Genomic DNA, 24,302 nt, shown 5'->3' on the forward strand with positions numbered 1-24,302 from the left:
ACCGGGTGCTGTGGGAGCAGTATCTGATGCCCAACATCGCTGGAAAGGTCGACCGAAGTTCGTTCCTGCGCAATCCCGCCAAGTTTGCACGACAAGGAGCGACATACAACATGGCCAGTTTGCTTGCCCGACTGTTTGGCTTACACGAACCGCCCCCGCCTGTAACGCCTGCGGCCCCCCGCGCACCGATTCTGCCGACGTCCCATACCCGGCTCATCGCGCAGCCCGCGAGCCCGGCCCCACTGAAAAACTGGTGCCATCCGTTCAAGAGCAACTTGAACCCACTGATGCAGCTGACCCACTTGGCCAAGGCCGCCGGCGGCTACTACCCGATCGGTCGCAGTGGCCTGTTCCACGGCGGCATCCATTTCGACGCAGGCACCGCCGGCACCCTTGATCAATCCAGCGTCCGATGCCTGGCCGACGGCGAAGTGGTGGCGTACCGCATCGACACGCACGCGCCGACCACGCGCTACTTCATCGGCGAGCTGACCATCGACAAGCCGTTCTCGCGCAACGTCGGCCTGGTGCGCCATCGCCTGCAGCCGCCCAGGATCATTGGCAGCGCGGACATACCGCCCAGCCTGACCTTCTACAGCCTGTACATGCACCTGCAGGATTGGGCGAAGTACGAACAAAATGATGCCATTGAGCGCCCGGGATTCTGGCCCGCGAGTCCGACCCTGCGGGTACCACAAACCGCCAAAGATGTTCGCCCCGGTCCGCTGGAACAGCGCGGCCTGAACGTGCGTCACCAGCCTACCCAGGGCAAGATCATTGACCTTCTGCCGCGCGGTGCGCTGGTGACCGTTAGTGGCTCGGGGGCCTATCGCAAACTGGAAAATCGCCTCGGTCCGGCCGTCCTGATCACCGCCGACGGGGCGCTGGCTGGTTACATCGCCGTCAAGCTGCTGCGACCCGTCAGGGACAACGAGTACCGCATCACCTCGTCGGAACCGGCGGTGAATGTTCGCGCCGGGCCGAGCCTGACGAGTAAGGTTCTTTTTGAGTTGCCGACCGGCTCGGTCGTCACGGTCAGTGGTGAGGGCGATTTTCGCAAGCTGGAACGCGTCAACCAGTATGTGCATTTTGCCTCACTGCAAAGCGAGCTCGCTCCGCTGGCCACCGACCGCGTCGTGGTGCTCGACCAGCCGGTGCCGATCCAGGCCGGCGCCTCGATCGGCCACATCGGCGAGTATCAGAGCATGGGCGCGGATCGACCGGAGGAAAAACTCCACCTGGAAGTGTTCACCGGCGATGACGTCGACTTGTTTCTCGACGCCAGTCGGGACTGGGCAAAGCGCTTGCCCGCGAAAGAGCGCACCTGGCTGAAGCTGGTCAAGGGCACACCGGTGGTGCCTCATGAAGAATGGGTCACGGCCGCGCGCCTGCAGGCGGCGAGTGATGCCAGCCCACGCAGCGCCGCCGACCTGTTAGTCCCCAAGAGCCTTCTGGACGGCCTGCCTGCGGAGGGAAAAATCCACGTGCCAGCGACCGATTACCGCAAGGCTCGCAACTGGTATCGCCTGGACGGGCTGCTGCACGATGCGGACCACAACTTGCTCGACGGCTGGGTGTGCGAAGAGGTCGACGCCACCCCATGGGTCAGCCCGTGGTCGTGGGAAGGCTATGAGGTGATTTTCGACTACAGCACGCCGCGACATGAAATGGCGTCGTTTTTCAGTGCTGTCGGCCGTTTTAACGAAGGACAACGCGAGCGCTTTCGCCCCTTGGCCGAGAAAAGTAATCAAGGGCCGATGAAAAGCCGCCTGAACGCGATTCTCGACCGCAACGGCGACGACAAGATCACTGCCGAGGAGGTACAGGCGGCTCTGCAACTCCCGGCGTTGGCGCAATCCATTTCCCAGATGGTCTTGCGCAAGGAAAGCGAGTGGTTTCACCAGACGCAGAAGTGGGATGCGCTGGATGAGTTGCTCGGCCACAGCGGCTCGACGCCGCACTGGAATTGGCAGGCGGAGAAGCAGCGGATCGAGCAGATCAGTTGGTGGAGTGAGGTGGCGGAGAAAGTCGGGTTGCCTTCGTGGGGGAGGCCGTATCACTTTCATCCGATAGGGCTCATTGGTGCTTTTACACAGCGTTCTTGTGCTTGCAAAAGAGATATTACGCTGGATGAAATGCGAGTTGTGATTTCTGAGCAGCAAATAATCAATGGTCTTTTTCAGAAATCCAGTTTTCCGGAGGTTAAAAATATTGAGGCGGAATCCTTTTTAATTGCACTAAATCAGGCGATGGATAGATATAGGATTGATACCTGTCTGGATAAAGCGTTATTTTTGTCAAATCTTGCAGTTGAGAGTGATGCATTTAATACAACTACGGAATATAAAAACCGAGACAACTCAATACCCGTTCACTGGAACAGTTATAGGGGTGGTAGCGACTACCATGGGAGGGGCTTGATACAACTGACGCATATAGATAATTATCACGCCTATTTTAGCAGTGAGCAAGTTTCCATTGCTACTTCTGTGGAGGCTGTTGCTAGTAATGTGCGATTTATTACTGGCTCTGCCGGCTGGTTTTGGAGGAAAGGATCCGCTTGGGGAGATCTGAGCAAGTACTCGAAAAATAACGACTTAATTAAAGTAATTATTGGTGTGAATGGCGGGTTTAATCATGCATATGAACGGGAGGAATATGCTTTGGCACTGATTGATAAGCTAAAAGTTTCAAGTTGCCCGGTACACGGAGGAGGACATTATAGAAAATACAAGCTTTCCGAAAGCTCACTAAGGGATAGCACGGTAGGGTCTGGTATATGGAAGCGTTATTTTGGTGAGAGCGATGAAATATTTAAGAGGTAAAGTTTGTTTGTTCTCGCTGGTGCTGCTTTTGCAGGCAGTAGTTCCATACGCATCGCAGGCGGAAGAATATTCTAAAACGTTTGAAGCTGAACTGTTTGAAAACAATAGAATTTACATAAAATTGGTTGGCGATAAATATTTGTATCGATTTGGGGAGGTAGAATGGCGTGTTCTAAAAGCTGGTGTGATAGAGGGCGGTGGCGGTAAAGAAGTTATTTTAATGGATGTTAACAAAAATCATATAAATGACGTGTTTGTAAAGTTGTTTGAGAGCGGCGCTAACAATATTTACGCACTATTCATCGCGTCAAAGAAAAATGGTGCAGTTGTTTTTTCTGAGTATGAAGAGCTGTTTGGATCTCCCTATATTAATGATCGTGGGGAGTTGACAAGTGTCAAACGCGATGGGCCATTTTCAGTAATTGAAACCTACATGATTGAGCAGGGTGAGCTCCATCGAAATCAGACCAGAGAGCCGATAAACTCCGATCTGGAAAAGGTCACGAACTTCAAGCGACAAGGAAAAGAAGAGTTTTCGATAAAATTCCTTGGTACTAATATATCTGCTAATGCTTGTGTGGATGCTAGTCGAGCTTACCTATCAAACTCCCCGTCAGCAGCAGATGTTACGAAAGCATATATTGTCAAGGGTGATAGGGTCTCAATACTTGACTCGGCTAATAATGGAGAGTGGTTTAAAGTTCGTTATCATGGGGGACACATAACAGACGGGTGGCTATCGCAAGCGATGCTTAGCTTTCAGGGGGCTGCTGAGTGCATGCGCGATTAGAACTCTCTCAAGGAAATCAATGGAGTGGTAGATGGCTTGAGGCTTTAACACTCCTTCACCCCCGATACTGCCCCGGCGTAGCCGCCAAATGCTGTTTAAACGCCCGCTGAAAATGCGCCTGATCCGCAAACCCCGCTTCCAGGGCCACATCGGCAATCAGCTTGCCATTGCGCAACTGCTCCCGGGCGAACTGGATGCGCCGATTGACCAGGAAGGCATGGGGCGTCATGCCGTAGTGCTGCTTGAAGGCGCGGATCAGGTAGGACGGCGACAGTTGCGCCGCTGCGCAGATGTCTTCGAGCTTGAGCATTTGCGTGCAGTGCTCGCGGATGTAGTCGGCGGCGCGTTCGAGTTTGAAGTTGGGCTCGCGCTGGGGGTGATCGGCGGGGTTGAGGCGTAGTTGCACCTCGGTGAAAAACTCCACTGTCACGCTGTGTTTGCGCAGCACCTCCTGCAGCGGATCGACCAGCACCTCGTACAGATCCTGGAGACCGGCAAACAGGCTGGCGTCCTCTGTGTGGGTGGCCGAGAAGCGGCGAAATGCCGAATCGTTGCTGAAGCCCAGTTGATGCTGCAAATCGGTAAGCCAGGGCGTGTCGACATACAGCATCAGGTACGACCAGGGCTGGTCGTCGATGGGGTTGCAGGCGTGGACATCGCCAGGGTTCATCAGCACCACGGTGCCGACGCTGACTTCGAATGCCGACTGCTCATGGAGGTAGGTGCTGCGCCCGGCGGTAATGGCACCGATGGAAAAATGCTCGTGGGCATGCCGGGTGTAGCAGACCTCGCGCCCGTCGGCGATGGAGCGGGCTTCGATGAAGGGCAGGGCGTCATCGCGCCAGAAACGCGGGGCCTTGTTGGCGTCTTTGGCAGCGGCATGCTTCATGGTCGGTCCTCGGCAGTTCATCACCCGAGTGTATTAGCTCTCGCCGTCAAAGGCTCGCTGCAACGCCGCGATATCGAGTTTTTTCATTTGCAGCATGGCTTCCATGGCCCGTTGCGATTTCTTCGTGTCGGGGTCTTTCATCATGTCCATCAATACGATCGGAACGATCTGCCAGGACAACCCGAACTTGTCCTTGAGCCAGCCGCATTGCTGGGCTTCGACAGGGCCGCCGGTGGACAGGTTGCCCCAGAAATGGTCGACTTCGTCCTGGGTCTGGCAGTTGACCTGAAACGAGGTCGCTTCGCTGAACTTGAACTGCGGCCCGCCGTTGAGACCGGTGAAACTCTGTCCGTCGAGTTCGAAACTGACGGTCATCACCGAGCCCGCAGGCCTGCCGTGGAACTCGAAACCGGCCTCGCTGTAGTGGGTGGTTGCGGTGATTTTCGAGTGATCGAAGATCGAGCAGTAGAATTTCGCGGCTTCTTCGGCCTCATTATCGAACCACAGGCAGGGCGTGAGTTTTTGGACGCGTTGCATGGCAGGCACTCCTCGGCAGGTTATGCAGGCAGGATTTAAAGCGTAGCCAGCCACAGCGCGTTCGGCAGTACCGTAGATCGACCCGCGCTCAGAAATCCCAGCGGGTGCTCAGTTGCAACGAGCGGGGCTCGCCATAGAAACCGGTGCCGAAGTTGCCGAGCCCGGTGTAGTAGGTTTTGTCGAAGAGGTTCTTCACGTTCAGCGTGGTGCTCAGGTGCTCGTTGAATCGATAGCGCGCCATCACATCGATCAGGGCGTAGTCCGGCTGGGTGATGGTCGAGGACTGGCCGAAATCGACGCTGTCGTCAGGATTGGGCTGGAACACCTGGCCAAGGAATTCACTCTGCCAGTTCACTCCCGTACCGACCGTGAGCTTGTTCCACGTCCCGGGCAGCCGGTAAGCGCTGAACAGGCGTATGACCTGTTCCGGTGCCGTGGTTTGCAGGATCGAGGCGTAGACATGATCCCCCTTGGCATCGCGGGTGTGGTTGTAGGTGTAGCCGGCGGACAGACTCCAGCCGTCGCGGATTTCACCGGCCAGTTCGAGCTCAAAACCCTTGGTGGTGGCGCCCTGGGTCGCGCGGTACACCGAGTCGCTATCGACGCCGCTGACGTACTGGGCGATGTTGTCCTGCTCGATCCGGTACAGGGCGAACCGCGCGTTCAGGCGTCCGCCGAAGTATCCGGCGAGGATTCCCGCCTCATAACTCTTGCCTTGCACCGGATCGAGCAACTGGCGATCGGCGTCCTTGCTCATCTGCGGCTGGTAGATGCTGGTGTAGCTGCTGTACACCGACCAGGTGTCGTCGAGGTCGTAGACCAGCCCGGCGTAGGGCGTGACCACCCCGGTCTGGTGATAGCTGTCACGCACGTCGGCGCTGTTCGGGTCGTGGTAGTCCAGGTCGTCGTGCCCCTTGAAGTCACTGACGCGTGCACCGAAGATCAGCGCCAGATCGTCGCCCGGCTTGAGCCGGGTGGCCAGGTAGGCGCCGCTCTGGCGCTGGACGATTTCGTCGTCGCCCACCTGGGGAATCTGCGGTTTCGGGTACTCGCCTTGCCAGTCGTTGATGCTGCCGTCCACGGGCGGATAGACCGAGCCGTACACCGGGTTGTCCTGGCGGGCGTCCATCGACATGAAACCGGCGATCAATTCGTGCCCGCGGCCGAGCCAGGTGAACGGACCGCTGAGGTTGACATCAATGTTGTTCTGCACCTGATCGCCCTCGAACTTGCCCATGTACATGAACATGCCGTCACCACTGACCGGGTCCGGATTACCGCCACTGGCGGAGGCGAGGAAGGTATCGTGACGGCGGTGCTTGCGGTCGTAACTGATCTTGAGGGACCAGTCGCTGGCCAGTTGCTGCGCTACCGATGCGAAGAGCGTCTGGTTACTGAAATCGCGGCGGCTCCAGTCGGTGGCCGGGTTGAAGGAACGGGAGAAACGGGTACGCGAACCGTCGCTGTTGTACATCGGGAAACCGGTCCAGCTGGCGCCGCGGGAGCGGCTGTCCTGCTGGTCGATGCCCAAGGTCAACAGTGTGTCAGGCGTGAGAGCGGCTTCGACTATGCCGTAGGCGATGTCCCGGGTGTTCTGGTAATGGTCGATGTAGGCACTGCGGTCCTGCCAGGCGCCGACAAACCGGCCGCGCACTGCGCCGTCCGCCGTCAACGGGCCGGAAATATCGCCCTCGCCGCGATAGCTGTCCCAGGAACCGGCCGCGCCGCTGAGCGAGGCCTTGAAGACTTTGGTGGGTCGCTTGCGGATCAGATTGACCGTCGCCGACGGATCGCCCGCACCGGTCATCAGGCCGGTCGCGCCCTTGATGATCTCGACGCGATCGTAAGGCGCCAGATCGGTGCTGCTGGTGCCGTAGTCGTACACGCCGTCGTAGTCGGTGTTGACTCCGTCGTATTGAAAGTTGCTGATCGGCAGGCCGCGACTGGAAAACTCCCAGCGTTCGCTGTCGTAGTTTTGCACGCTGATCCCGGGCACCCGGCGCAGGGCGTCGGCAATGTTGCTGGAGCCCTGGTCGTCCATGAGCTGACGGGTGATGACCGAGACCGATTGTGGCGTTTCGCGCAGGGACAATGGCAGCCCGGTGGCCGAAGAGGTCGAGCCTATGGTGTATGAGCCGCTGTCTTCGCTGATCCCCCCTGGCGGCTGCGCGGAGATGTTCGTGGCGCCCAGCTCCAGGGCTCCTGGCGCGGCCGCCGCGGTGTGCAGCACGTAGCCGCCATGACCCTGGGGCAGCGCCTGCAGGCCGCTGCCGTGCAGGAGTCGTTGCAGCGCTTGTTGTGCGCTGTAGTCACCGTTCAGGCCGGAGCTGAGTTTGCCGGCCGCGATGTCGTTGTGACCGGCGAGAAAGATACCGGCCTGTTCGGCAAAGCGGTTGAGGGCGCTGATCAGGGAGCCGGCGGCGATATCGTAATGACGCTTCTCGCTGGAGGACTGTTCACTGCCGGTCGGGTTGTCCGCATGGCTCAGTGGCGCTGCCAGGCCCGCCAGGACAGCCGCGAGGGCCAGCACCAGCGGGCGCAAGGCAAAGCGGTAGCGGGCAAGGGTGAAGCGCGGCATGGAGTTCCCGGGAAGTGGATCGATCGACAAACGAGGGGCCTTGAGGGTTAACCGAGCGAAAAACCCGAAAGGGAACCGGCGTAACAAAAAATCTTCAGGCTTTCGGGCCGACGCTGACCCACCAATCCAGGGTCTTTATCACCCGCACCGGCAAGGCTGCCTCCAGCAGGCGCAACGCCTGGTCGGTGTCCCTGAGCGGGAACGAGCCCATGACCGGCAAGCTGGCGACCGCCGGATCGCACCCCAAGTGCCCCGGACGGTAGCGGCTCAGCTCTTCGATCAGTTGGCCAAGGGGCATGTTGTCCGCCAGCAACAGGCCCCGGCGCCAGGCTTCGCGGGTTGCCGTGGCGGTAGTCGGGACAGGGCTGTGGTTGTCACTGAAGAGCAATTGGCTTGCGGCTTCGACCACCCGGACCTGACCCTCGCGCGTGCGGACTTCGACGGCGCCTTCGTAAACGTTCAGCAACGTTTGCAGGTTGTCCTGGCGCACGCTGAAACGGGTGCCCAGCGCGCGCATCCAGCCCTGGGCGGTTTGTACCCGCAATGGACGATCGGGGTCTTTGGCGGTATCGACCAGTACTTCGCCGGCCTGCAACAGCAGCAGGCGCTGGCTGGCGTCGAAGCGTACATTCACCGCACTCAGTGCGTTGAGCCAGATCCGGCTGCCATCGCTGAGCCGGGCTTCGCGGGTTTCGCCCGTGCCGGTGGCGAGGTCGGCGGTCCAGCGCGCCAAGGCAAGCGGCAGCGCGCTTTGCTTGCAGGCGCTCCATCCAAGCAAACCACCTGAAACCAGCACCAGCAGGCTCTTGACGGCCTGGCGGCGGCTGATGGCCGTGCGTTCGGTGTTGCGCAGCACATGGCTGGCTGCATGGGGATGCTCTTGCTGCAAGGCGGCGAAGCGTTGGCCAACCCGCTCGACATAGTGCCAGGCAGCCTGATGTTCACCGCTTTGCGCCAGCCAGGCTTGCCAGTGCCGACGCTGCTGCTCGTCGACCTGCAGATCGTTGAGTTGCACGTACCACTGCGCCGCCTGTTCGAGGCTGGCATGACTGATTGCGTTTGCGCAGGCCTGGGTCATTGGATCAGCAGGCCATCAAGTTCTGCTTCGAGCATCGCGCAATGCATCAGTGCCTGGGCCAGGTATCTTTTCACCATGCGTTCGCACACACCGATTTCATCGGCGATGGCGCGGTAGGGCAGGCCATGCACCTGGGCGAGGATGAACGCATCGCATACCCGCTGGGGCAGACGTTGCAACATGGCGTCCACCTCGTAGAGGGTTTCGACGATGATCGCCCGTTGCTCCGGCGACGGCTGCACGGCTTGTGGCTGCGCAGCCAGAGTCTCCAGCCATGCCTGTTCCAGCTGTCGACGCCGCCAGTGATCGATGCACAGGCCCCGGGCGATAGTCGCCAGGTAGGAGCGTTCGTGGGTTTCGCCCTGGAAAACCTGAGGGCGCTTGAGGACCCGGATGAAAGTGTCATGGGCCAGGTCGGCGGCATCGAACGCGTTGTTCAGGCGACGCCGCAGCAGCTCCTGCAGCCAGCGGTGATGGCTGGTGTAGAGCGTCTGGACGCAGGAGGAGTCGACAGCCGTCATGGGCAATGCAGGTCCATGGGCGATACGCGCCCTTGTACAAATAAGAATTGATCGCGATTAAACCAAAATGCCATCGGTGACGCAAATGATATTGGTTTGCTTTTAGGGTGTGTTCATTGGAAAGGGGAGGTTGGTTTGTCAAAATGACTCTATTTCGGGTGTAAATGACTGCTTTCCAATTTGGTCTAAATGACTGCGTTTGGTCCAGGTCATTGATATTGCAGGGGTAGAATTTTGGCACGGAACATGAAACAGCAAGGTACTAACTGAACGACTTCAGGAGTATCGAAAAATGTTCCATTTTTTCAGCAACCCTCATAACGTTCTGCGCCTGTCCAGCCAGGTGCTGGCAGTCGGTCTGGTGATGTTGCTCGGCGGAATTTATGGCGCCTATCTCTATGCCGGCACGCTGTCGATCCTTGTGTTGGTATCGATGCATGCCTTGACCATTCTCGGCCCGACCTTGTTGAAAGTTGGTTATGTGATGCGGCTGCTGTCCCAGTACCGGATTCACTCGCAGGTGGCCGCAGTGGTCGCCTGATGAACCGGGCTGCTATTGGCTTGTGCCGATTCCCTGTAGGAGCGAGCTTGCTCGCGAAGGTCGTCAACGAAGACGCTGGGTGCCTGATGCCCCACAGCGTCCTCGCGTGCATCGCGAGCATGTTCGCTCCTACAGGGTGGGTGGCGTGAGTGTTGAGTAACCGTTGGCGCAGGAATGGATATGTACACCTGCAAGCCAGCGGTGAATGACAGACCATCGCGAGCATGCTCGCTCCTACGGGGGAGGGGGCATGGATGTATTGAAGGCACATTCGGACATTTTTTGACCGGTGGTCGATGCGCCTCGGCGTTCCATTAAAACTGCGCTTAGCTGAAGGGATAACCCGAGGCGCGCGCAGGCACGGTACTGCTGTAGCTGCGCCCCTTCAGATCACCGTGAGTCTGAGGAAATGCGCAATGCTGACCCTGAACATCAATGGCCAGGACCAAGAGCTTGATGTAGCCGCCGATATGCCCCTGTTGTGGGTCCTGCGCGACGTCGCGCACCTGACCGGTACCAAGTTCGGTTGCGGCATGGCCCAGTGCGGTGCCTGCACGGTGCACGTCGACGGCGCACCGCGGCGTTCCTGTATCACCCCCGCCATGGCCGTGGCCCATGGCCAGAAAATCCTCACCATCGAGGGCCTTTCCACTGACGGCACGCACCCGGTGCAACAGGCCTGGGCGGAACTCGATGTGGTCCAGTGTGGTTACTGCCAGTCCGGGCAGATCATGTCAGCGGCGGCCTTGCTGGCGAAAATTGCGCAACCGACCGACAGCGATATCGACCAGGCATTATCGGGCAACATCTGTCGTTGCGGCACCTATCCAAGGATTCGCGCGGCGGTCAAACGCGCTGCCGAATTGGGATGAGACGACCATGAACCCGGGCAATCCGTTATCGCGTCGTGGCTTTCTCAAGGGCAGTGCTTTGCTCGGTGGCGGTCTGGTGGTGGCGTTTGTCATTCCCGGGGCACACCGTTTTGCCATGGGCGCAGAGAATCAGGGCAACGTGTTCGCCCCCAATGCCTTCCTGCGCATCGGCAATGACAACAGCGTCACCGTACTGCTTGGTCATTCGGAAATGGGCCAGGGCATCTGGACCGGCCTGACCATGCTGATTGCCGAAGAACTGGACGCCGACTGGTCGAAAATCCGCGTCGAGCACTCCCCGGCATCGGCCGCCGATTACGGCATGGCCGGGTTTGGCGGGATGCAGATCACCGGCGGCTCGACCTCGACCTGGATGGAGTTCGACCGTTACCGCCAGGCGGGTGCAGCCGCTCGCCTGATGTTGATCGAGGCTGCCGCCAAGCGTTTCAACGTTGCACCGTCGGCAATCCACACCGAGTCGGGCATCGTGATTGCCGGTGAACACCGCGCGACTTATGGCGAGCTGGCCGATGACGCCGGCAAGCTCCCCATGCCTGACCCAACCTCGATCAAACTCAAGGAGGCGAAGGACTGGCGGCTGATCGGCAAACCCACACAACGCCTGGACACCCCGGAAAAAATCAGCGGCCGGGCGAAGTTCGGCATGGACGTGCAGTTCGACGGCTTGATGACGGCCATGGTTGCCCGGCCGCCGGTGTTCGGCGGTAGCCTGAAGTCCTTCGAAGGTGCCGGGGCCTTGGCGATTCCCGGCGTGCATAAAGTGGTGGAGGTGCCGACGGGGGTGGCGGTCATCGCCGATCACTACTGGGCGGCGAAGCTGGGCCGCGATGCGCTGAAAATCGAGTGGGAGGCGGGGCCCAATGCCGGGCTCGACAGCGGCGCCATGCTGGAAAGTTTCCGCAAACTTGCTGCCACACAGGGGCTGGACGCGGGCAAGGCGGGCGATACTCAGGCGGCGCTGGCGAAGGCGGCGAAGACCATCGACGTCGAATACAACGTGCCTTTTCTGGCCCACGCACCGATGGAGCCGCTCAACTGCACGGTGCGCATCAGCCAGGACAAGTGCGAGATCTGGACCGGTACGCAGTTCCAGACCCTGGACCAGATGATCGCGGGGAAAATCACCGGGCTCAGACCCGAGCAGGTCGAGATTCACACTGAGTTTCTTGGTGGCGGATTCGGGCGCCGGGCCAATCCGACTTCGGATTTCGTCAGCGAAGCGGTGTATGTCGCCAAGGCGGCGGGCGGGCCGGTGAAAACCGTGTGGGCGCGGGAGGATGACATCCGAGGCGGCTATTACCGCTCGGCGTTCCTGCACCATGCCAGGATTGGCCTGGGAGCCAATGGCTTGCCGTTGGCCTGGAAACACGTGCTGGTCGGCCAGTCGATCATGGCCGGCACCTCCCTCGAAGCGACGATGGTCAAGGACGGCATCGACAAGACCTCCGTCGAAGGCGTCGCCGACAGCCCGTATATCAAGGGCCTGGCCAATCATCAGGTCGAACTGCATTCACCGCAAACCGGGATCAGCGTGCTGTGGTTGCGCTCTGTGGGTCACAGCCACACCGCATTCGTCATGGAGTCATTGATCGACGAAATGGCCGCCGCTGCCGGCAAGGATCCGGTCGAGTATCGACGCACCTTGCTCAAGGACCATCCGCGCCATCTTGGCGTGTTGAACCTGGCTGTGGAGAGGGCCGACTGGAAAGCGCCTTTGCCGGATGGTCATGCCTTGGGCGTGGCGGTGCATGAATCCTTCGGCAGCTACGTGGCGCAGGTCGCCGAGGTGTCCCAGGACAACCTGGTAATTCGTGTGCACCGGGTGGTGTGTGCGGTGGACTGCGGCATTGCGGTCAACCCGCAGAGCATTGCCGCGCAGATGGAGTCGTGTATCACCTTCGGCCTCGGGTTTGCCTTGCACAGCAAACTGACGATCAAGGACGGGCAGGTGGTGCAGTCCAACTATCACGACTATCAGGTGCTGCGGCTCAACGAGATGCCGGTGGTGGAAGTGCACATCGTGCCCAGCAGCGACAAGCCGGGCGGCATAGGCGAGGCGGGTGTGCCGCCGACGGCGCCGGCAGTCTCCAATGCGGTGTATGCCCTGACTGGCCAGCGTTTGCGCGAGTTGCCGCTGCAGTTGTCGGGGGTGTGAGATGAAACGACATCATTGGCTACGCGGGGCGGTGCTGCTGATTGGCCTGTTTATCTATGCAACCGAGCTGTTGGCTGACGACCGGGAAGCCTTGCAGGCGTTCGGTACCGTGCAGAAGGTTTTCCAGAGCCCGCGCTGCCAGAACTGCCACATTCCGGGTGACTCACCACTGCAATTCGATGCCGGGATTCCCCATGGGATGAACGTGGTGCGCGGGTTGGATGGCAAGGGGGCGGCCGGTTTACCCTGTGCCTCGTGCCATGGCGAAAGCAATCCGCCTGCCAGTTACGGCCCCCACGCGCCTCCGGGCGCACCGCACTGGAGCCTGCCGCCGGCCGCGCAGCGCATGGCCTGGATCGGCCTGCCGGCCGACCGCTTGTGCGCGATGATCAAGGACCGTTCCGGCAATGGCGATCGGGATTTCGCGGCGCTGATCAAGCACGTCAGTGATGACAAACTGGTGCTGTGGGGCTGGAATCCGGGCGGCAACCGTGCGCCCGTGCCGGTGCCGCACGACATCTTCGTCACTCAATTCAAGCTCTGGGCTGGCGCCGGAGGGCCATGTCCACTGGAGGGCAGCTGACCAGCGGTAGTCCTGGCGGGAGTCAAACCGGTCATTGCCATCTCTAATGTGTATACCCTTCAACGGAGTGGATGATGATTACTCCAGGCAATCCGGTTACAACAGGCTTGGGTGCCGCGACCAAGGTTTTCGACAGTGCGCTGCAGCAGCGCGAACGGCTACGGGATCTGGCACGCGAAGCCGAACGGGAGTTGATGGCTGTGCAAATGGCAAGCATGGATGAGTTGACGTTGCTCTCGAATCGGCATGGCTTTCAGGCCTTGGCGCAGCTTGGGCTGGATGCGTGTCAGGAACTGGACAAACCGGCGACCCTGCTGTTTTTCGATCTCGATCAGTTTAAACGTATCAACGAACTGTATGGCCGCACCGAAGGCGACGATGCGCTGAAAACCTTTGCCGATGTGCTGCGTATCGCTTTTCGTGAGAGCGACGTGATCGGCCGGCTGGGTAGCGATGAGTTCGCTGCGTTGCTGACCGGGTCCGGCGCCGTGGAAATCAGCGCGATCAGGGCGCGGCTCGAAGAGATTCTCGACGAGCGCAACGGGACGCTGCATCGCGGTTATGACATCCGCTTCAGTATCGCTCAGCTCGAATTCGACCCCGACATCCATCGTTCGGTGGAGCGCTTAATGGCGGCTCTCGATGATATTTGTCATCAAGGCACGATCGAATTTTAAGATCAGTCATGGCTTCGCTCAGCTCAGCTCAGCTCAGGTGTCAGGGCAGGCAGAATTCATTTGGCGAATAACTGATCGATGTCCTTGAATGCCTTGAACTCCAGGGCATTCCCGCACGGATCGAACAGAAACATCGTCGCTTGCTCGCCCACCAACCCCTGAAAACGGATGCCCGGTTCGATCACGAAGTCAGTGCCCAGTGCTTGCAGGCGCTGTGCCAGTGCTTCCCATTCGGGCATGCCCAATACCACGCCAAAGTGCGGTACCGGCACGTTGTGACCGTCTACGGCATTGGTGTGCGCAGCTTCCTGGGAGGCGTTTTTCGGCGCCAGGTGAATGACCAGTTGATGGCCGAAGAAATTGAAATCCACCCAATGGTCGCTGGAGCGACCTTCTTCCAGACCGAACACTTGCCCGTAGAAGGTGCGTGCGGCATTCAGGTCGTAAACCGGGATGGCCAGGTGAAACGGGGATAGTTGCATGGGCTCTTCTCGACTGTCTGCAGTTGAGTCTGAGTTTACCCCTGTGCATTTCGATTGAAAGACGATAGTTTTTGCAGCGAGCTCAAATTATTTCGATCAGTCGAGAAGCCTATGTTGCGCGAACTGAAAACCTTCATTGCCGTGACGCGCTACGGCACCTTTGCTGCGGCAGGCATGCACACAGGCTTGACCCAGTCGGCGGTGAGTGCGCAGATCCGCAACCTGGAACAAGCGCTGGGTATTCGTCTGTTCGATCGCACAGGACGCCAGGCATTGCTCAATGCCGCCGGCCAGCGTGCGTTGCCGATGGCCCGGGAGATGCTGGACATTTTCGCACGCATGGCTGTCAGCGAGGATGTCAGCGATTTTCGCGGCGAACTGAAAATCGGTGCAGTGGCCACGGTGCAGACTGGATTACTGCCACAGGCCCTGCTGCGTTTGCGTCAACAGGCACCGTTGCTGGAAGCGAAACTGGTGCCCGGTGTTTCGTTGAACCTGTTGAGCCAGGTCGATACCGGCGAAGTGGATTTGGCCATTGTGATCAAACCGCCATTCGAATTGCCCAAGGAACTGTCGATACAAGTCATCCGCAAAGAGCCGTTCGTACTGATTGTGCCGGCGCAGCTTGAAGGGGACGATCCGCTGCAACTGCTGGCCGAGCATGCGCATGTACGCTACGACCGCAACTCCTTCGGCGGGCGTCTGGTGACGCGGTTCCTGCGTGAACAGCAACTCGATGTGCATGTCGCGCTGGAACTGGATGAGCTGGAGGCCATTGTGAAAATGGTCGAATGCGGATTGGGTGTATCGCTGCTGCCCGAGGCGGGGTTGTGGCTCGAGCATGGAGCAAAGGTGCGGATCATTCGGTTGGGGGCGTTGACGTTCTATCGGGAGATAGTGCTGCTGCAACGATACAGCCAGCGGACGCAGCCGATACAGCAATTGTTTGCCAAGTGCCTGGACACACAGATCGTTGATTAAACACACATCCTCCTGTGGGAACAGGCTTGCTCGGGGCGGCGTTCCGACGATGAGCGCGGGCACATTCATAATCATTGTTGGCTGACACACTGCCTTCGCGAGCAAGCCCGCTCCCACAATTTGATCTTCAGTGATCACAAAAAATCTGGCCGGAAAACAATCCCTGTGGGAGCTGGCCTGCCGGCGATGGCGGCGTGTCAGTCGCCCTTGATGCTGGATGTGCCGGCCACATCGCCAGCAGGCTATCTCCCACAGTTTGATCTTCAGTGAACACAAAAAATCACGGCTGGCGAACAATCCCTGTGGGAGCTGGCTTGCCGGCGATGGCTGCGTGTCAGTCGCCCTTGATGCTGGATGTGCCGGCCTAATCGCCAGCAGGCCAGCTCCCACAGATTCTGCGCGTGCGGCGAAATCGCAGGCACAAAAAACCCGCCAAAAGGCGGGTTTTTTCAGGCCGGTCGAAGATTACTCTTCGATGCTGCCCATGGCCGTGGTGTTGAAACCACCGTCCACGTACATGATTTCGCCGCTGATGCCCGACGCCAGGTCCGAGCACAGGAAGGCGCCGGCGTTGCCGACTTCGTCGATGGTGACGTTGCGACGCAGCGGGGTTTGCGCTTCGTTGGCGGCCAGCATCTTGCGGAAGTTCTTGATGCCGGAAGCGGCGAGGGTGCGGATCGGGCCAGCCGATACGCAGTTCACGCGGGTGCCGTCCGGGCCCAGGGAGCCGGCCAGGTAACGTACGCCAGCTTCCAGCGAAGCCTTGGCCATGCCCATTACGTTGTAGTTAGGCATGGTGCGCTCGGCACCCAGGTACGACAGGGTCAGCAGGCTGCCGTTGCGGCCTTTCATCATTTCGCGGCCAGCCTTGGCCAGGGCCACGAAGCTGTAGGCGCTGATGTCGTGAGCGATGCGGAAACCTTCACGGGTGGTGGCTTCGGTGAAGTCGCCGTCCAGTTGGTCGCCCGGGGCGAAGCCCACGGAGTGCACGATGCAGTCCAGGCCGTCCCACTTCTTGCTCAATTCTTCGAAGACCTTGGCGATTTCTTCATCGCTGGCCACGTCGCACGGGAAGCACAGCTCAGGGCTCGAACCCCAGCCTTGTGCGAATTCTTCGACACGACCTTTCAGTTTGTCGTTCTGATAAGTGAAGGCAAGCTCAGCGCCCTCGCGATGCATGGCGGCAGCGATGCCGGATGCGATGGACAGCTTGCTGGCGACACCGACGATCAGTACGCGCTTACCGGCGAGAAAACCCATGTGTTGCTCCTCTTTCAGGTTATTGCGCAGTGGCTGGTGCCAAAAAAGCGGCTTCCAGCAACTGCTGTGTATACGGATGTTGGGGGGCGGCAAAGATAGCTTGCGCGTCTCCCTGTTCGACCACTTGGCCATGCTTGACCACCATCAACTGGTGGCTCAGCGCTTTAACAACAGCCAGATCATGGCTGATGAACAAATACGTCAGGTTGTACTTGGCTTGCAGTGAACGCAACAGCTCCACCACTTGCCGCTGCACCGTCCGGTCGAGCGCCGAAGTCGGCTCGTCCAGCAGGATCAGCGCCGGTTTCAGCACCAAAGCCCGGGCAATGGCGATTCGCTGCCGTTGCCCACCGGAAAATTCGTGGGGGTAGCGGTGCCGGGTTTCCGGATCCAGACCTACCTCCTTCAATGCCGCAATTATCGCCGTTTCCTGCTCGGCGGCGCTGCCCATCTTGTGAATCCGCAGGCCTTCGCCAACGATGTCGCTCACGCACATCCGCGGGCTCAGGCTGCCAAACGGGTCCTGAAATACCACCTGCATCTCCCGACGCAACGGGCGAACCTCGTTCTGCGTCAGGCAGTCTAGCTGCTTGCCTTCAAAACGGATCGCGCCTTTGCTGCCGATCAGCCGCAAAATCGCCAGGCCCAACGTGGATTTGCCGGAACCGCTTTCCCCCACAATCCCCAGAGTCTGGCCCTGGGGCAGGCTGAAATTGATGCCGTCCACTGCCTTGACGTAGTCCACCGTCCGCTTGAGCAGGCCTTTCTTGATCGGGAACCAGACTTTCAGGTCCTCGACTTGCAGCAAGGGCGGGCCGATCACGTTGGTCGCAGGCGTCCCGCTGGGCTCCGCTGCCAGCAGTTCCCGAGTGTACGGATGCTGCGGCGCGCGGAACAATTGTTCACACGATGCCTGTTCGACGATGCAACCTCGCTGCATGACACATACGCGATGCGCAATTCTTCGCACAAGGTTCAAATCGTGGCTGATCAGCAGCAAGGCCATGCCCAGGCGCGCCTGCAGTTCCTTGAGCAATTCGAGGATTTTCAGCTGAACGGTCACGTCCAGCGCAGTGGTTGGCTCGTCGGCGATCAGCAGTTCCGGCTCATTGGCCAGGGCCATGGCGATCATCACCCGTTGGCGCTGGCCGCCGGACAATTCGTGGGGCAGGGCCTTGAGGCGTTTGTGCGGCTCGGGGATGCCGACCAATTCCAGTAGCTCAAGGGTGCGCCTGGTCGCGGCCTTGCCGACCAGGCCCTTGTGGATACCCAATATCTCGTTGATCTGCTTCTCGATCGAATGCAGCGGATTGAGCGAGGTCATCGGCTCCTGGAAGATCATGGCGATCCGGTTGCCGCGGATGTGGCGGATGGTTTTTTCATCCAGGCTCAACAGGTTACGCCCTGAATATTCGATGGTGCCGGACGGATGCCGGGCCAGCGGGTAGGGCAGCAGGCGCAGGATCGAGTGCGCGGTCACCGATTTGCCGGAGCCGCTTTCGCCCACCAAGGCCAGGGTTTCACCGCGTTTGATATCGAAACTGATGCCTTCGACCGCTCGCTGGCAGCGATTGCCGACGACGAATTCGACTGACAGGTCGCGCACTTCGATCAGATTGTCCTGATTCATTTCACTTCCTCGGGTCGAAGGCATCGCGAGCGGACTCGCCGATGAACACCAGCAGACTCAACATCAATGCCAGCACGGTAAACGCGCTGATTCCCAGCCATGGCGCTTGCAGGTTGGACTTGCCCTGGGCCACCAGCTCACCCAGGGACGGGCTGCCCGCCGGCAGGCCGAAGCCGAGGAAATCCAGGGCGGTCAGGGTGCCGATGGCGCCGGTGAGAATGAACGGCATGAAGGTCATGGTCGAGACCATAGCGTTGGGCAGGATGTGGCGGAACATGATCGCACCGTTCTGCATGCCCAGGGCGCGGGCGGCGCGCACGTATTCCAGGTTACGCCCGCGCAGGAACTCGGCGCGCACCACGTCCACCAGACTCATCCACGAGAACAGCAGCATGATCCCCAGCAGCCACCAGAAGTTCGGCTGGACGAAACTGGCGAGGATGATCAGCAGATACAACACCGGCAGCCCGGACCAGATTTCCAGGAAGCGCTGGCCGGCCAGGTCGACCCAGCCACCATAGAAACCCTGCAGGGCACCGGCGATCACACCGATGATCGAGCTGAGCACGGTCAGGGTCAGGGCAAACAGTACCGAGATGCGAAAACCATAGATCACCCGGGCCAGCACATCGCGGCCCTGGTCGTCGGTGCCCAGCAGGTTGTCCATCGAAGGGGGCGCCGGCGCCGGAACCTTCAGGTCGTAGTTGATGCTCTGGTAGCTGTAGGGGATCGGCGCCCACAGCACCCAGGCGTCCTTGGCCTTGAGTAGTTCACGGATGTACGGGCTCTTGTAGTTGGCTTCCAGCGGAAATTCACCGCCGAAGGTGGTTTCCGGGTAGCGCTTGAGGGCCGGGAAATACCAGCCGTTGTCGTAGTGCACGGCCAGCGGTTTGTCGTTGGCGATCAGCTCGGCGCCGAGGCTGGCGCCAAACAGGATCAGGAACAGCCACAGTGACCACCAGCCACGGCGGTTGGCCTTGAACAGTTCGAAGCGGCGGCGATTGAGGGGGGACAGGTTCATCTCAATGCTCCCGGCTTTCGAAATCGATGCGTGGATCGACAAAGGTGTAGGTCAGGTCGCCGATCAATTTCACCACCAGTCCCAGCAAGGTGAAGATGAACAACGTGCTGAACACCACCGGGTAGTCGCGGTTGATCGCCGCTTCGAAACTCATCAGGCCGAGGCCGTCGAGGGAGAAGATCACCTCGACCAGCAGCGAACCGGTGAAGAAGATGCCGATGAAGGCCGACGGGAATCCGGCGATCACCAGCAGCATCGCGTTGCGGAACACATGGCCATACAGCACGCGGTGGTTGGTCAGGCCCTTGGCCTTGGCGGTGACCACGTACTGTTTGTTGATCTCGTCGAGGAAGCTGTTTTTGGTCAGCAGGGTCATGGTCGCGAAGTTGCCGATCACCAGCGCGGTCACCGGCAGGGCCAGGTGCCAGAAGTAATCGAGGATCTTGCCGCCCATGCTCAGCTCATCGAAGTTGTTCGATGTCAGCCCGCGCAAGGGGAACCAGTCCAGATAACTGCCGCCGGCGAATACCACGATCAGCAGGATGGCAAACAGGAAGGCGGGGATCGCGTAGCCGACGATGATCGCCGAGCTGGTCCACACGTCGAAGTGGCTGCCATGGCGCGTGGCCTTGGCGATCCCCAGGGGGATCGACACCAGGTACATGATCAGGGTGCTCCACAACCCGAGGGAGATCGACACCGGCATCTTTTCCTTGATCAGGTCGATGACCCGGGCGTCGCGGAAGAAGCTGTCGCCGAAATCCAGGGACGCATAGTTCTTGACCATGATCCACAAGCGTTCCGGTGCCGATTTGTCGAAGCCGTACATGTGCTCGATTTCCTTGATCAGCGCCGGGTCCAGGCCCTGGGCGCCGCGATAGGCCGAGCCCGCCACCGAGACTTCGGCGCCGCCACCGGCAATGCGGCTGGTGGCGCCTTCGAAACCTTCGAGCTTGGCGATCATCTGCTCCACAGGCCCGCCTGGGGCCGCCTGGATGATCACGAAGTTGATCAGCAGAATGCCGAACAAGGTCGGAATGATCAGCAGCAGTCGCCGAAAAATATACGCCAGCATCTGATTACTCCGTGCCCGCAGGATCAGTCTGCAGTTTGGTTTCGACTTCTATCGCCGGCGTGATGTCGGGCTTGACCCACCAGGTGGCCGTGCCGATGTCATATGTTGGCGAGACTTTTGGATGGCCGATGTGGTTCCAGTACGCCACGCGCCAGGTCTTGATGTGCCAGTTGGGTATGACGTAATAGCCCCATTGCAGCACACGGTCCAGCGCTCGGGCGTGGGCCACCAGGCTCTTGCGCGAGTCGGCGTTGATCAGTTGTTCGACCAGTTGGTCGACCACCGGGTCCTTGAGGCCCATGGAATTGCGGCTGCCGGGTTTGTCGGCGGCGGCCGTCATCCAGAATTCGCGCTGCTCGTTGCCCGGCGAGCTGGACTGCGGGAAGCTGCCGACGATCATGTCGAAGTCCCGCGAGCGTACGCGGTTGATGTATTGCGAGACGTCGACCCGGCGGATCACCAGGTCGATGCCCAGGTCGCTCAGGTTGCGTTTGAACGGCAGCAGCACCCGTTCGAATTCGGTCTGGGCCAAAAGAAATTCGATGACCACCGGTTTGCCGGTGGTATCGACCATCTTGTCGTCGACGATGCGCCAGCCGGCATCCTGCAGCAGTTGGTAGGCTTGCCGCTGCTGGGTGCGGATCATGCCGCTGCCATCGGTTTTCGGGTTTTCAAAGGCCGCGTCGAATACCTGCGTGGGCAACTGACTGCGAAACGGATCGAGGATCGCCAGCTGATCGGCATCGGGCAGGCCGGTGGCGGCCATTTCCGAGTTCTCGAAATAGCTGCGGGTGCGGGCGTAGGCGCCGTTGAACAGCTGCTTGTTGGTCCATTCGAAGTCCAGCATCAGCGTCAGCGCCTGACGCACGCGCACGTCCTGGAACAGTGGGCGACGCAGGTTGAAGACGAAACCTTGCATGCCGGTCGGGTTGCCGTTGGCGATCTGTTCCTTGACCATGCGGCCTTCACTGACCGCCGGGATGTTGTAGGCGTTGGCCCAGTTTTTTGCCGACATTTCCTGCCAGAAATCGAACTGCCCGGCCTTGAGCGCTTCCAGGGCGACGGTGTTATCCCGGTAATAGTCGGTGGTCATGACGTCGAAGTTATAGAAGCCTCGGTTGACCGGCAGGTCCTTGCCCCAGTAGTCCTTGACCCGCTCATAACGTATCGAGCGCCCGGCTTTGACTTCGCTGACCTTGTACGGGCCGCTGCCCAGGGGGATTTCCAGGTTGCCCTTGTTGAAGTCGCGTTCTGCCCACCAGTGCTTGGGCAGCACCGGCAACTGGCCAAGGATCAGCGGCAGTTCGCGGTTGTTGCTGTGCTTGAACTTGAACAGCACGCGCAGGGGATCTTCGGCGATCACTTCTGCCACGTCGTTGTAGTAGCCGCGATACATCGGAGCGCCGTCCTTGGTCAGCATCTGGAAGCTGAACACCACGTCTTCGGCGCGGACCGGATGGCCGTCGTGGAAGCGTGCTTCGGGGCGCAGGTAGAAGCGCACCCAGCTGTTGTCCGGGGCTTTTTCGATCTGCCCGGCGATCAGGCCGTACTCGGTGAACGGCTCGTCCAGGCCCTGTTTGGCCAGGGTGTCGTAGATCATGCCGATATCGTCGGCCGGCACACCCTTGCTGATGAAAGGGTTGAGGCTGTCGAAGCCGCCGAAGCCGGCCTGACGGAAGATCCCGCCCTTGGGGGCGTCGGGGTTGACGTAGTCGAAGTGCTTGAAGCCTGCCGGGTATTTCGGCGGCTCGTTGTACAGGGTCAGGGCGTGTTGCGGGGCGGCGCAGGCCAGCCCGGCGAACAACAGGCCGCTGGCCTGCAGGAGCAGGGCGCGTACAGGTTTCATTGATCTTTCTCCGAAGACTTCAGCCACCACGTGTTCAAGCCCAGGGTGTAGGGCGGCGTGGTGACGAAGGCCAGCCGGCTGCGGTAGGCCAGGCGGTGATTATTGAGGTACCAGTTGGGAATGATGAAGTGCTGCCACAGCAGCACCCGGTCGAGGGCTTTGCCGGCGGCGACTTGCTCATCGCGGGTCTTTGCCGCGAGCAATTGTTCGAGCAGGTGATCGACCACAGGGTTGGCGATGCCCGCGTAGTTCTTGCTGCCCTTGACGGTAGTCTGACTGGAATGGAAGTACTGCCATTGCTCCAGGCCCGGGCTGAGGGTCTGGTTGAGGGTCATCAGGATCATGTCGAAGTCGAACTGGTCGAGGCGCTGCTTGTATTGGGCGCGATCGACGGTGCGCAGCCGTGCATCGACGCCGATGCTGGCGAGGTTCTCGACGTAGGGCTGGAGAATGCGTTCCAGGTTCGGGTTGACCAGCAACAACTCCACTCGCAGCGGCTGCCCGGCAGCGTTCTGCAGGCGCTGGCCATTGAGCTTCCAGCCGGCTTCGGCGAGCAGGCCCAGGGCCTTGCGCAGGGTTTCCCGGGGAATGCCGCGACCATCGGTTTGCGGCAAGGTGAATGGCTCGGTGAACAGCCTGGCCGGCAACTGTTCGCGCCAGGGCTTGAGCAGCAGCCATTCATGCCCGACCGGCAAACCGGTGGCGGAGAACTCGCTGTTGGGGTAGTAGCTCATGGCGCGCTTGTAGGCGCCGCTGAACAGGGTGCGATTGGTCCACTCGAAGTCGAACATCAGTCCCAGCGCTTCACGGACCTTGTCCTGGGCGAATGCCGGGCGGCGGCTGTTGATGAACAGGCCCTGGGTCTGGGTCGGGATCTGATGGGGGATCTGCGCCTTGATCACTTCGCCACGGCGAATTGCCGGGAAGTTGTAGCCGGTGTCCCAGTTCTTCGCCTGATGTTCGATATAGATGTCGAACTCGCCAGCCTTGAACGCTTCGAAAGCCACGCCGCTATCGCGGTAGAAGTCGACCTCCATGCGATTGAAGTTGTACTTGCCGCGATTGACCGGCAGGTCCTTGCCCCAGTAGTCCTTGACCCGTTCGAAGACGATCTGCCGCCCCGGCGTGACTGAGGTAATGCGGTAGGGCCCGCTGCCCAGAGGCGGTTCGAAGGTGGTGGCCTTGAAATCGCGATTTTTCCAGTAATGCTGCGGTAGCACTGGCAGCTCGCCCAAACGCAGGATCAACAACGGATTGCCGGCGCGCTTGAACACAAAGCGAATGCGCTGCGGGTTGAGGATATCGACCCGCAGCACTTCCTGCAGGCTGGTGCGGTACAGCGGGTGGCCTTCCTTGAGCAGTAGACGGTAGGAGAACGCGACGTCGTAGGCGGTGATTGGGGTGCCGTCATGAAAACGTGCTTCAGGGCGAAGATTGAACACCACCCAACTGCGGTCTTCGCTGTACTCCACCGAGCGAGCGATCAGGCCATAACTGGACGCCGGCTCATCGCCGGATGGCGCGTACTGGCCAGTGCCGACCATCAGCGGTTCGTTGAGTTCGTTGATGCCGTATTGCAGGAAGCCGGGGGTGGTGACCGGGCTGGTCCCCTTGAAAGTGTACGGGTTGAGCGTATCGAAGGTGCCAAACGCCATGACCCGCAACGTACCGCCCTTGGGTGCTTGCGGGTTCACCCAGTCGAAGTGGGTAAATCGGGCCGGATACTTGAGCGTGCCGAACTGCGCATAACCATGGCTTTCGCTGATCGTCGCGCTTGCGGTGGAGCTCAAGGCCAGGCTGATCAGGAACAGGAGCAGGGGGCGCTTCAAATATGGAATCCGATCCGGGCGGCTTGGGCTGTGGATCGTACAGTAACAGCTTGTATGGGCAGGAAAAAGATGGGGGGTAAATGCGCCGTGCGAGGGCAAGTACAGGCCTGC

Annotated in this window: 20 protein-coding genes; 8 read left to right on the forward strand and 12 right to left on the reverse strand. The window is 59.9% G+C overall.

Annotated features, from left to right (window positions below; translation table 11 throughout):
• Positions 1 to 26 precede the first annotated feature (26 nt).
• Both KW839_RS07650 and KW839_RS07655 read left to right on the forward strand, forming a co-directional pair.
• Positions 27 to 2,825, forward strand: a complete 2,799-nt coding sequence (locus KW839_RS07650) for a hypothetical protein (protein ID WP_218423904.1) — start codon at positions 27 to 29, stop codon at positions 2,823 to 2,825.
• A complete protein-coding gene (locus KW839_RS07655; protein ID WP_218423905.1) occupies positions 2,806 to 3,615 on the forward strand; it encodes an SH3 domain-containing protein in 810 nt (269 codons plus the stop codon). Before KW839_RS07650 ends, KW839_RS07655 begins: the two co-directional genes overlap by 20 nt.
• 55 nt (positions 3,616 to 3,670) lie before the next feature.
• On the opposite strand, the gene KW839_RS07660 is transcribed toward KW839_RS07655, so the two are convergent.
• The 5 genes from KW839_RS07660 to KW839_RS07680 form a co-directional block, all read right to left on the reverse strand.
• The gene (locus KW839_RS07660; RefSeq protein WP_060540475.1) at positions 3,671 to 4,504 is read right to left on the reverse strand and encodes an AraC family transcriptional regulator; all 834 of its coding nucleotides are present in this window, start codon (positions 4,502 to 4,504) and stop codon (positions 3,671 to 3,673) included.
• A 33-nt stretch (positions 4,505 to 4,537) separates the two neighbouring features.
• Complete coding sequence (locus tag KW839_RS07665; protein ID WP_060540476.1) at positions 4,538 to 5,041, reverse strand: VOC family protein; 504 nt, start codon at positions 5,039 to 5,041, stop codon at positions 4,538 to 4,540.
• An 88-nt stretch (positions 5,042 to 5,129) separates the two neighbouring features.
• The gene (locus tag KW839_RS07670; RefSeq protein ID WP_060540477.1) at positions 5,130 to 7,619 is read right to left on the reverse strand and encodes a TonB-dependent siderophore receptor; all 2,490 of its coding nucleotides are present in this window, start codon (positions 7,617 to 7,619) and stop codon (positions 5,130 to 5,132) included.
• A gap of 94 nt (positions 7,620 to 7,713) precedes the next feature.
• Positions 7,714 to 8,697, reverse strand: coding sequence for a FecR domain-containing protein (locus KW839_RS07675; protein WP_060540478.1), 984 nt, complete (start codon positions 8,695 to 8,697; stop codon positions 7,714 to 7,716).
• On the reverse strand, positions 8,694 to 9,218 hold the full coding sequence (locus tag KW839_RS07680) for a sigma-70 family RNA polymerase sigma factor (RefSeq protein ID WP_060540479.1): 525 nt from the start codon (positions 9,216 to 9,218) through the stop codon (positions 8,694 to 8,696). The genes KW839_RS07675 and KW839_RS07680 overlap by 4 nt, the downstream gene beginning before the upstream one ends.
• A gap of 292 nt (positions 9,219 to 9,510) precedes the next feature.
• On the opposite strand from KW839_RS07680, the gene KW839_RS07685 reads away from it, so the two are divergent.
• The 5 genes from KW839_RS07685 to KW839_RS07705 all read left to right on the forward strand — a co-directional run bounded on the left by KW839_RS07685 (position 9,511) and on the right by KW839_RS07705 (position 14,067).
• Positions 9,511 to 9,759, forward strand: a complete 249-nt coding sequence (locus KW839_RS07685) for a hypothetical protein (protein WP_060540480.1) — start codon at positions 9,511 to 9,513, stop codon at positions 9,757 to 9,759.
• 416 nt (positions 9,760 to 10,175) lie between these two features.
• Positions 10,176 to 10,631 carry a (2Fe-2S)-binding protein gene (locus tag KW839_RS07690; RefSeq protein ID WP_060540481.1) on the forward strand — a complete coding sequence of 152 codons (456 nt, stop codon included), beginning with the start codon at positions 10,176 to 10,178 and terminating at the stop codon, positions 10,629 to 10,631.
• Between the two features lie 7 nt (positions 10,632 to 10,638).
• Positions 10,639 to 12,807, forward strand: a complete 2,169-nt coding sequence (locus KW839_RS07695) for a xanthine dehydrogenase family protein molybdopterin-binding subunit (RefSeq protein ID WP_060540482.1) — start codon at positions 10,639 to 10,641, stop codon at positions 12,805 to 12,807.
• A 1-nt stretch (position 12,808) separates the two neighbouring features.
• Positions 12,809 to 13,390, forward strand: a complete 582-nt coding sequence (locus KW839_RS07700) for a hypothetical protein (RefSeq protein ID WP_218423906.1) — start codon at positions 12,809 to 12,811, stop codon at positions 13,388 to 13,390.
• 74 nt (positions 13,391 to 13,464) lie between these two features.
• Positions 13,465 to 14,067: a GGDEF domain-containing protein gene (locus KW839_RS07705; RefSeq protein ID WP_218423907.1), complete on the forward strand. Its 603-nt coding sequence runs from the start codon at positions 13,465 to 13,467 to the stop codon at positions 14,065 to 14,067.
• A gap of 56 nt (positions 14,068 to 14,123) precedes the next feature.
• Here KW839_RS07705 and KW839_RS07710 read toward each other — a convergent pair whose 3' ends face one another.
• Positions 14,124 to 14,549, reverse strand: a complete 426-nt coding sequence (locus tag KW839_RS07710; protein WP_060540485.1) for a VOC family protein — start codon at positions 14,547 to 14,549, stop codon at positions 14,124 to 14,126.
• Positions 14,550 to 14,660: 111 nt separating this feature from the next.
• Here KW839_RS07710 and KW839_RS07715 point away from each other — a divergent pair, with 111 nt between their 5' ends.
• Complete coding sequence (locus KW839_RS07715) at positions 14,661 to 15,530, forward strand: LysR family transcriptional regulator (RefSeq protein WP_060540486.1); 870 nt, start codon at positions 14,661 to 14,663, stop codon at positions 15,528 to 15,530.
• 465 nt (positions 15,531 to 15,995) lie between these two features.
• Here KW839_RS07715 and fabI read toward each other — a convergent pair whose 3' ends face one another.
• From fabI to KW839_RS07745, 6 genes are read right to left on the reverse strand one after another with little or no spacing between them, the layout of a single operon-like run.
• Complete coding sequence (fabI, locus tag KW839_RS07720; protein WP_060540487.1) at positions 15,996 to 16,790, reverse strand: enoyl-ACP reductase FabI; 795 nt, start codon at positions 16,788 to 16,790, stop codon at positions 15,996 to 15,998.
• 19 nt (positions 16,791 to 16,809) lie between these two features.
• Complete coding sequence (locus KW839_RS07725) at positions 16,810 to 18,420, reverse strand: ABC transporter ATP-binding protein (RefSeq protein ID WP_060540488.1); 1,611 nt, start codon at positions 18,418 to 18,420, stop codon at positions 16,810 to 16,812.
• A gap of 1 nt (position 18,421) precedes the next feature.
• Positions 18,422 to 19,441, reverse strand: a complete 1,020-nt coding sequence (locus KW839_RS07730) for an ABC transporter permease (RefSeq protein WP_060540489.1) — start codon at positions 19,439 to 19,441, stop codon at positions 18,422 to 18,424.
• A 1-nt stretch (position 19,442) separates the two neighbouring features.
• Positions 19,443 to 20,516, reverse strand: a complete 1,074-nt coding sequence (locus tag KW839_RS07735; protein WP_218423908.1) for a microcin C ABC transporter permease YejB — start codon at positions 20,514 to 20,516, stop codon at positions 19,443 to 19,445.
• Positions 20,517 to 20,520: 4 nt separating this feature from the next.
• Complete coding sequence (locus KW839_RS07740) at positions 20,521 to 22,362, reverse strand: extracellular solute-binding protein (RefSeq protein WP_218423909.1); 1,842 nt, start codon at positions 22,360 to 22,362, stop codon at positions 20,521 to 20,523.
• Positions 22,359 to 24,179 carry an extracellular solute-binding protein gene (locus KW839_RS07745; RefSeq protein ID WP_371318056.1) on the reverse strand — a complete coding sequence of 607 codons (1,821 nt, stop codon included), beginning with the start codon at positions 24,177 to 24,179 and terminating at the stop codon, positions 22,359 to 22,361. Before KW839_RS07745 ends, KW839_RS07740 begins: the two co-directional genes overlap by 4 nt.
• Positions 24,180 to 24,302 lie beyond the last annotated feature (123 nt).

This window comes from Pseudomonas sp. PDM31 (genome assembly GCF_019218965.1).
Lineage (GTDB): Bacteria > Pseudomonadota > Gammaproteobacteria > Pseudomonadales > Pseudomonadaceae > Aquipseudomonas.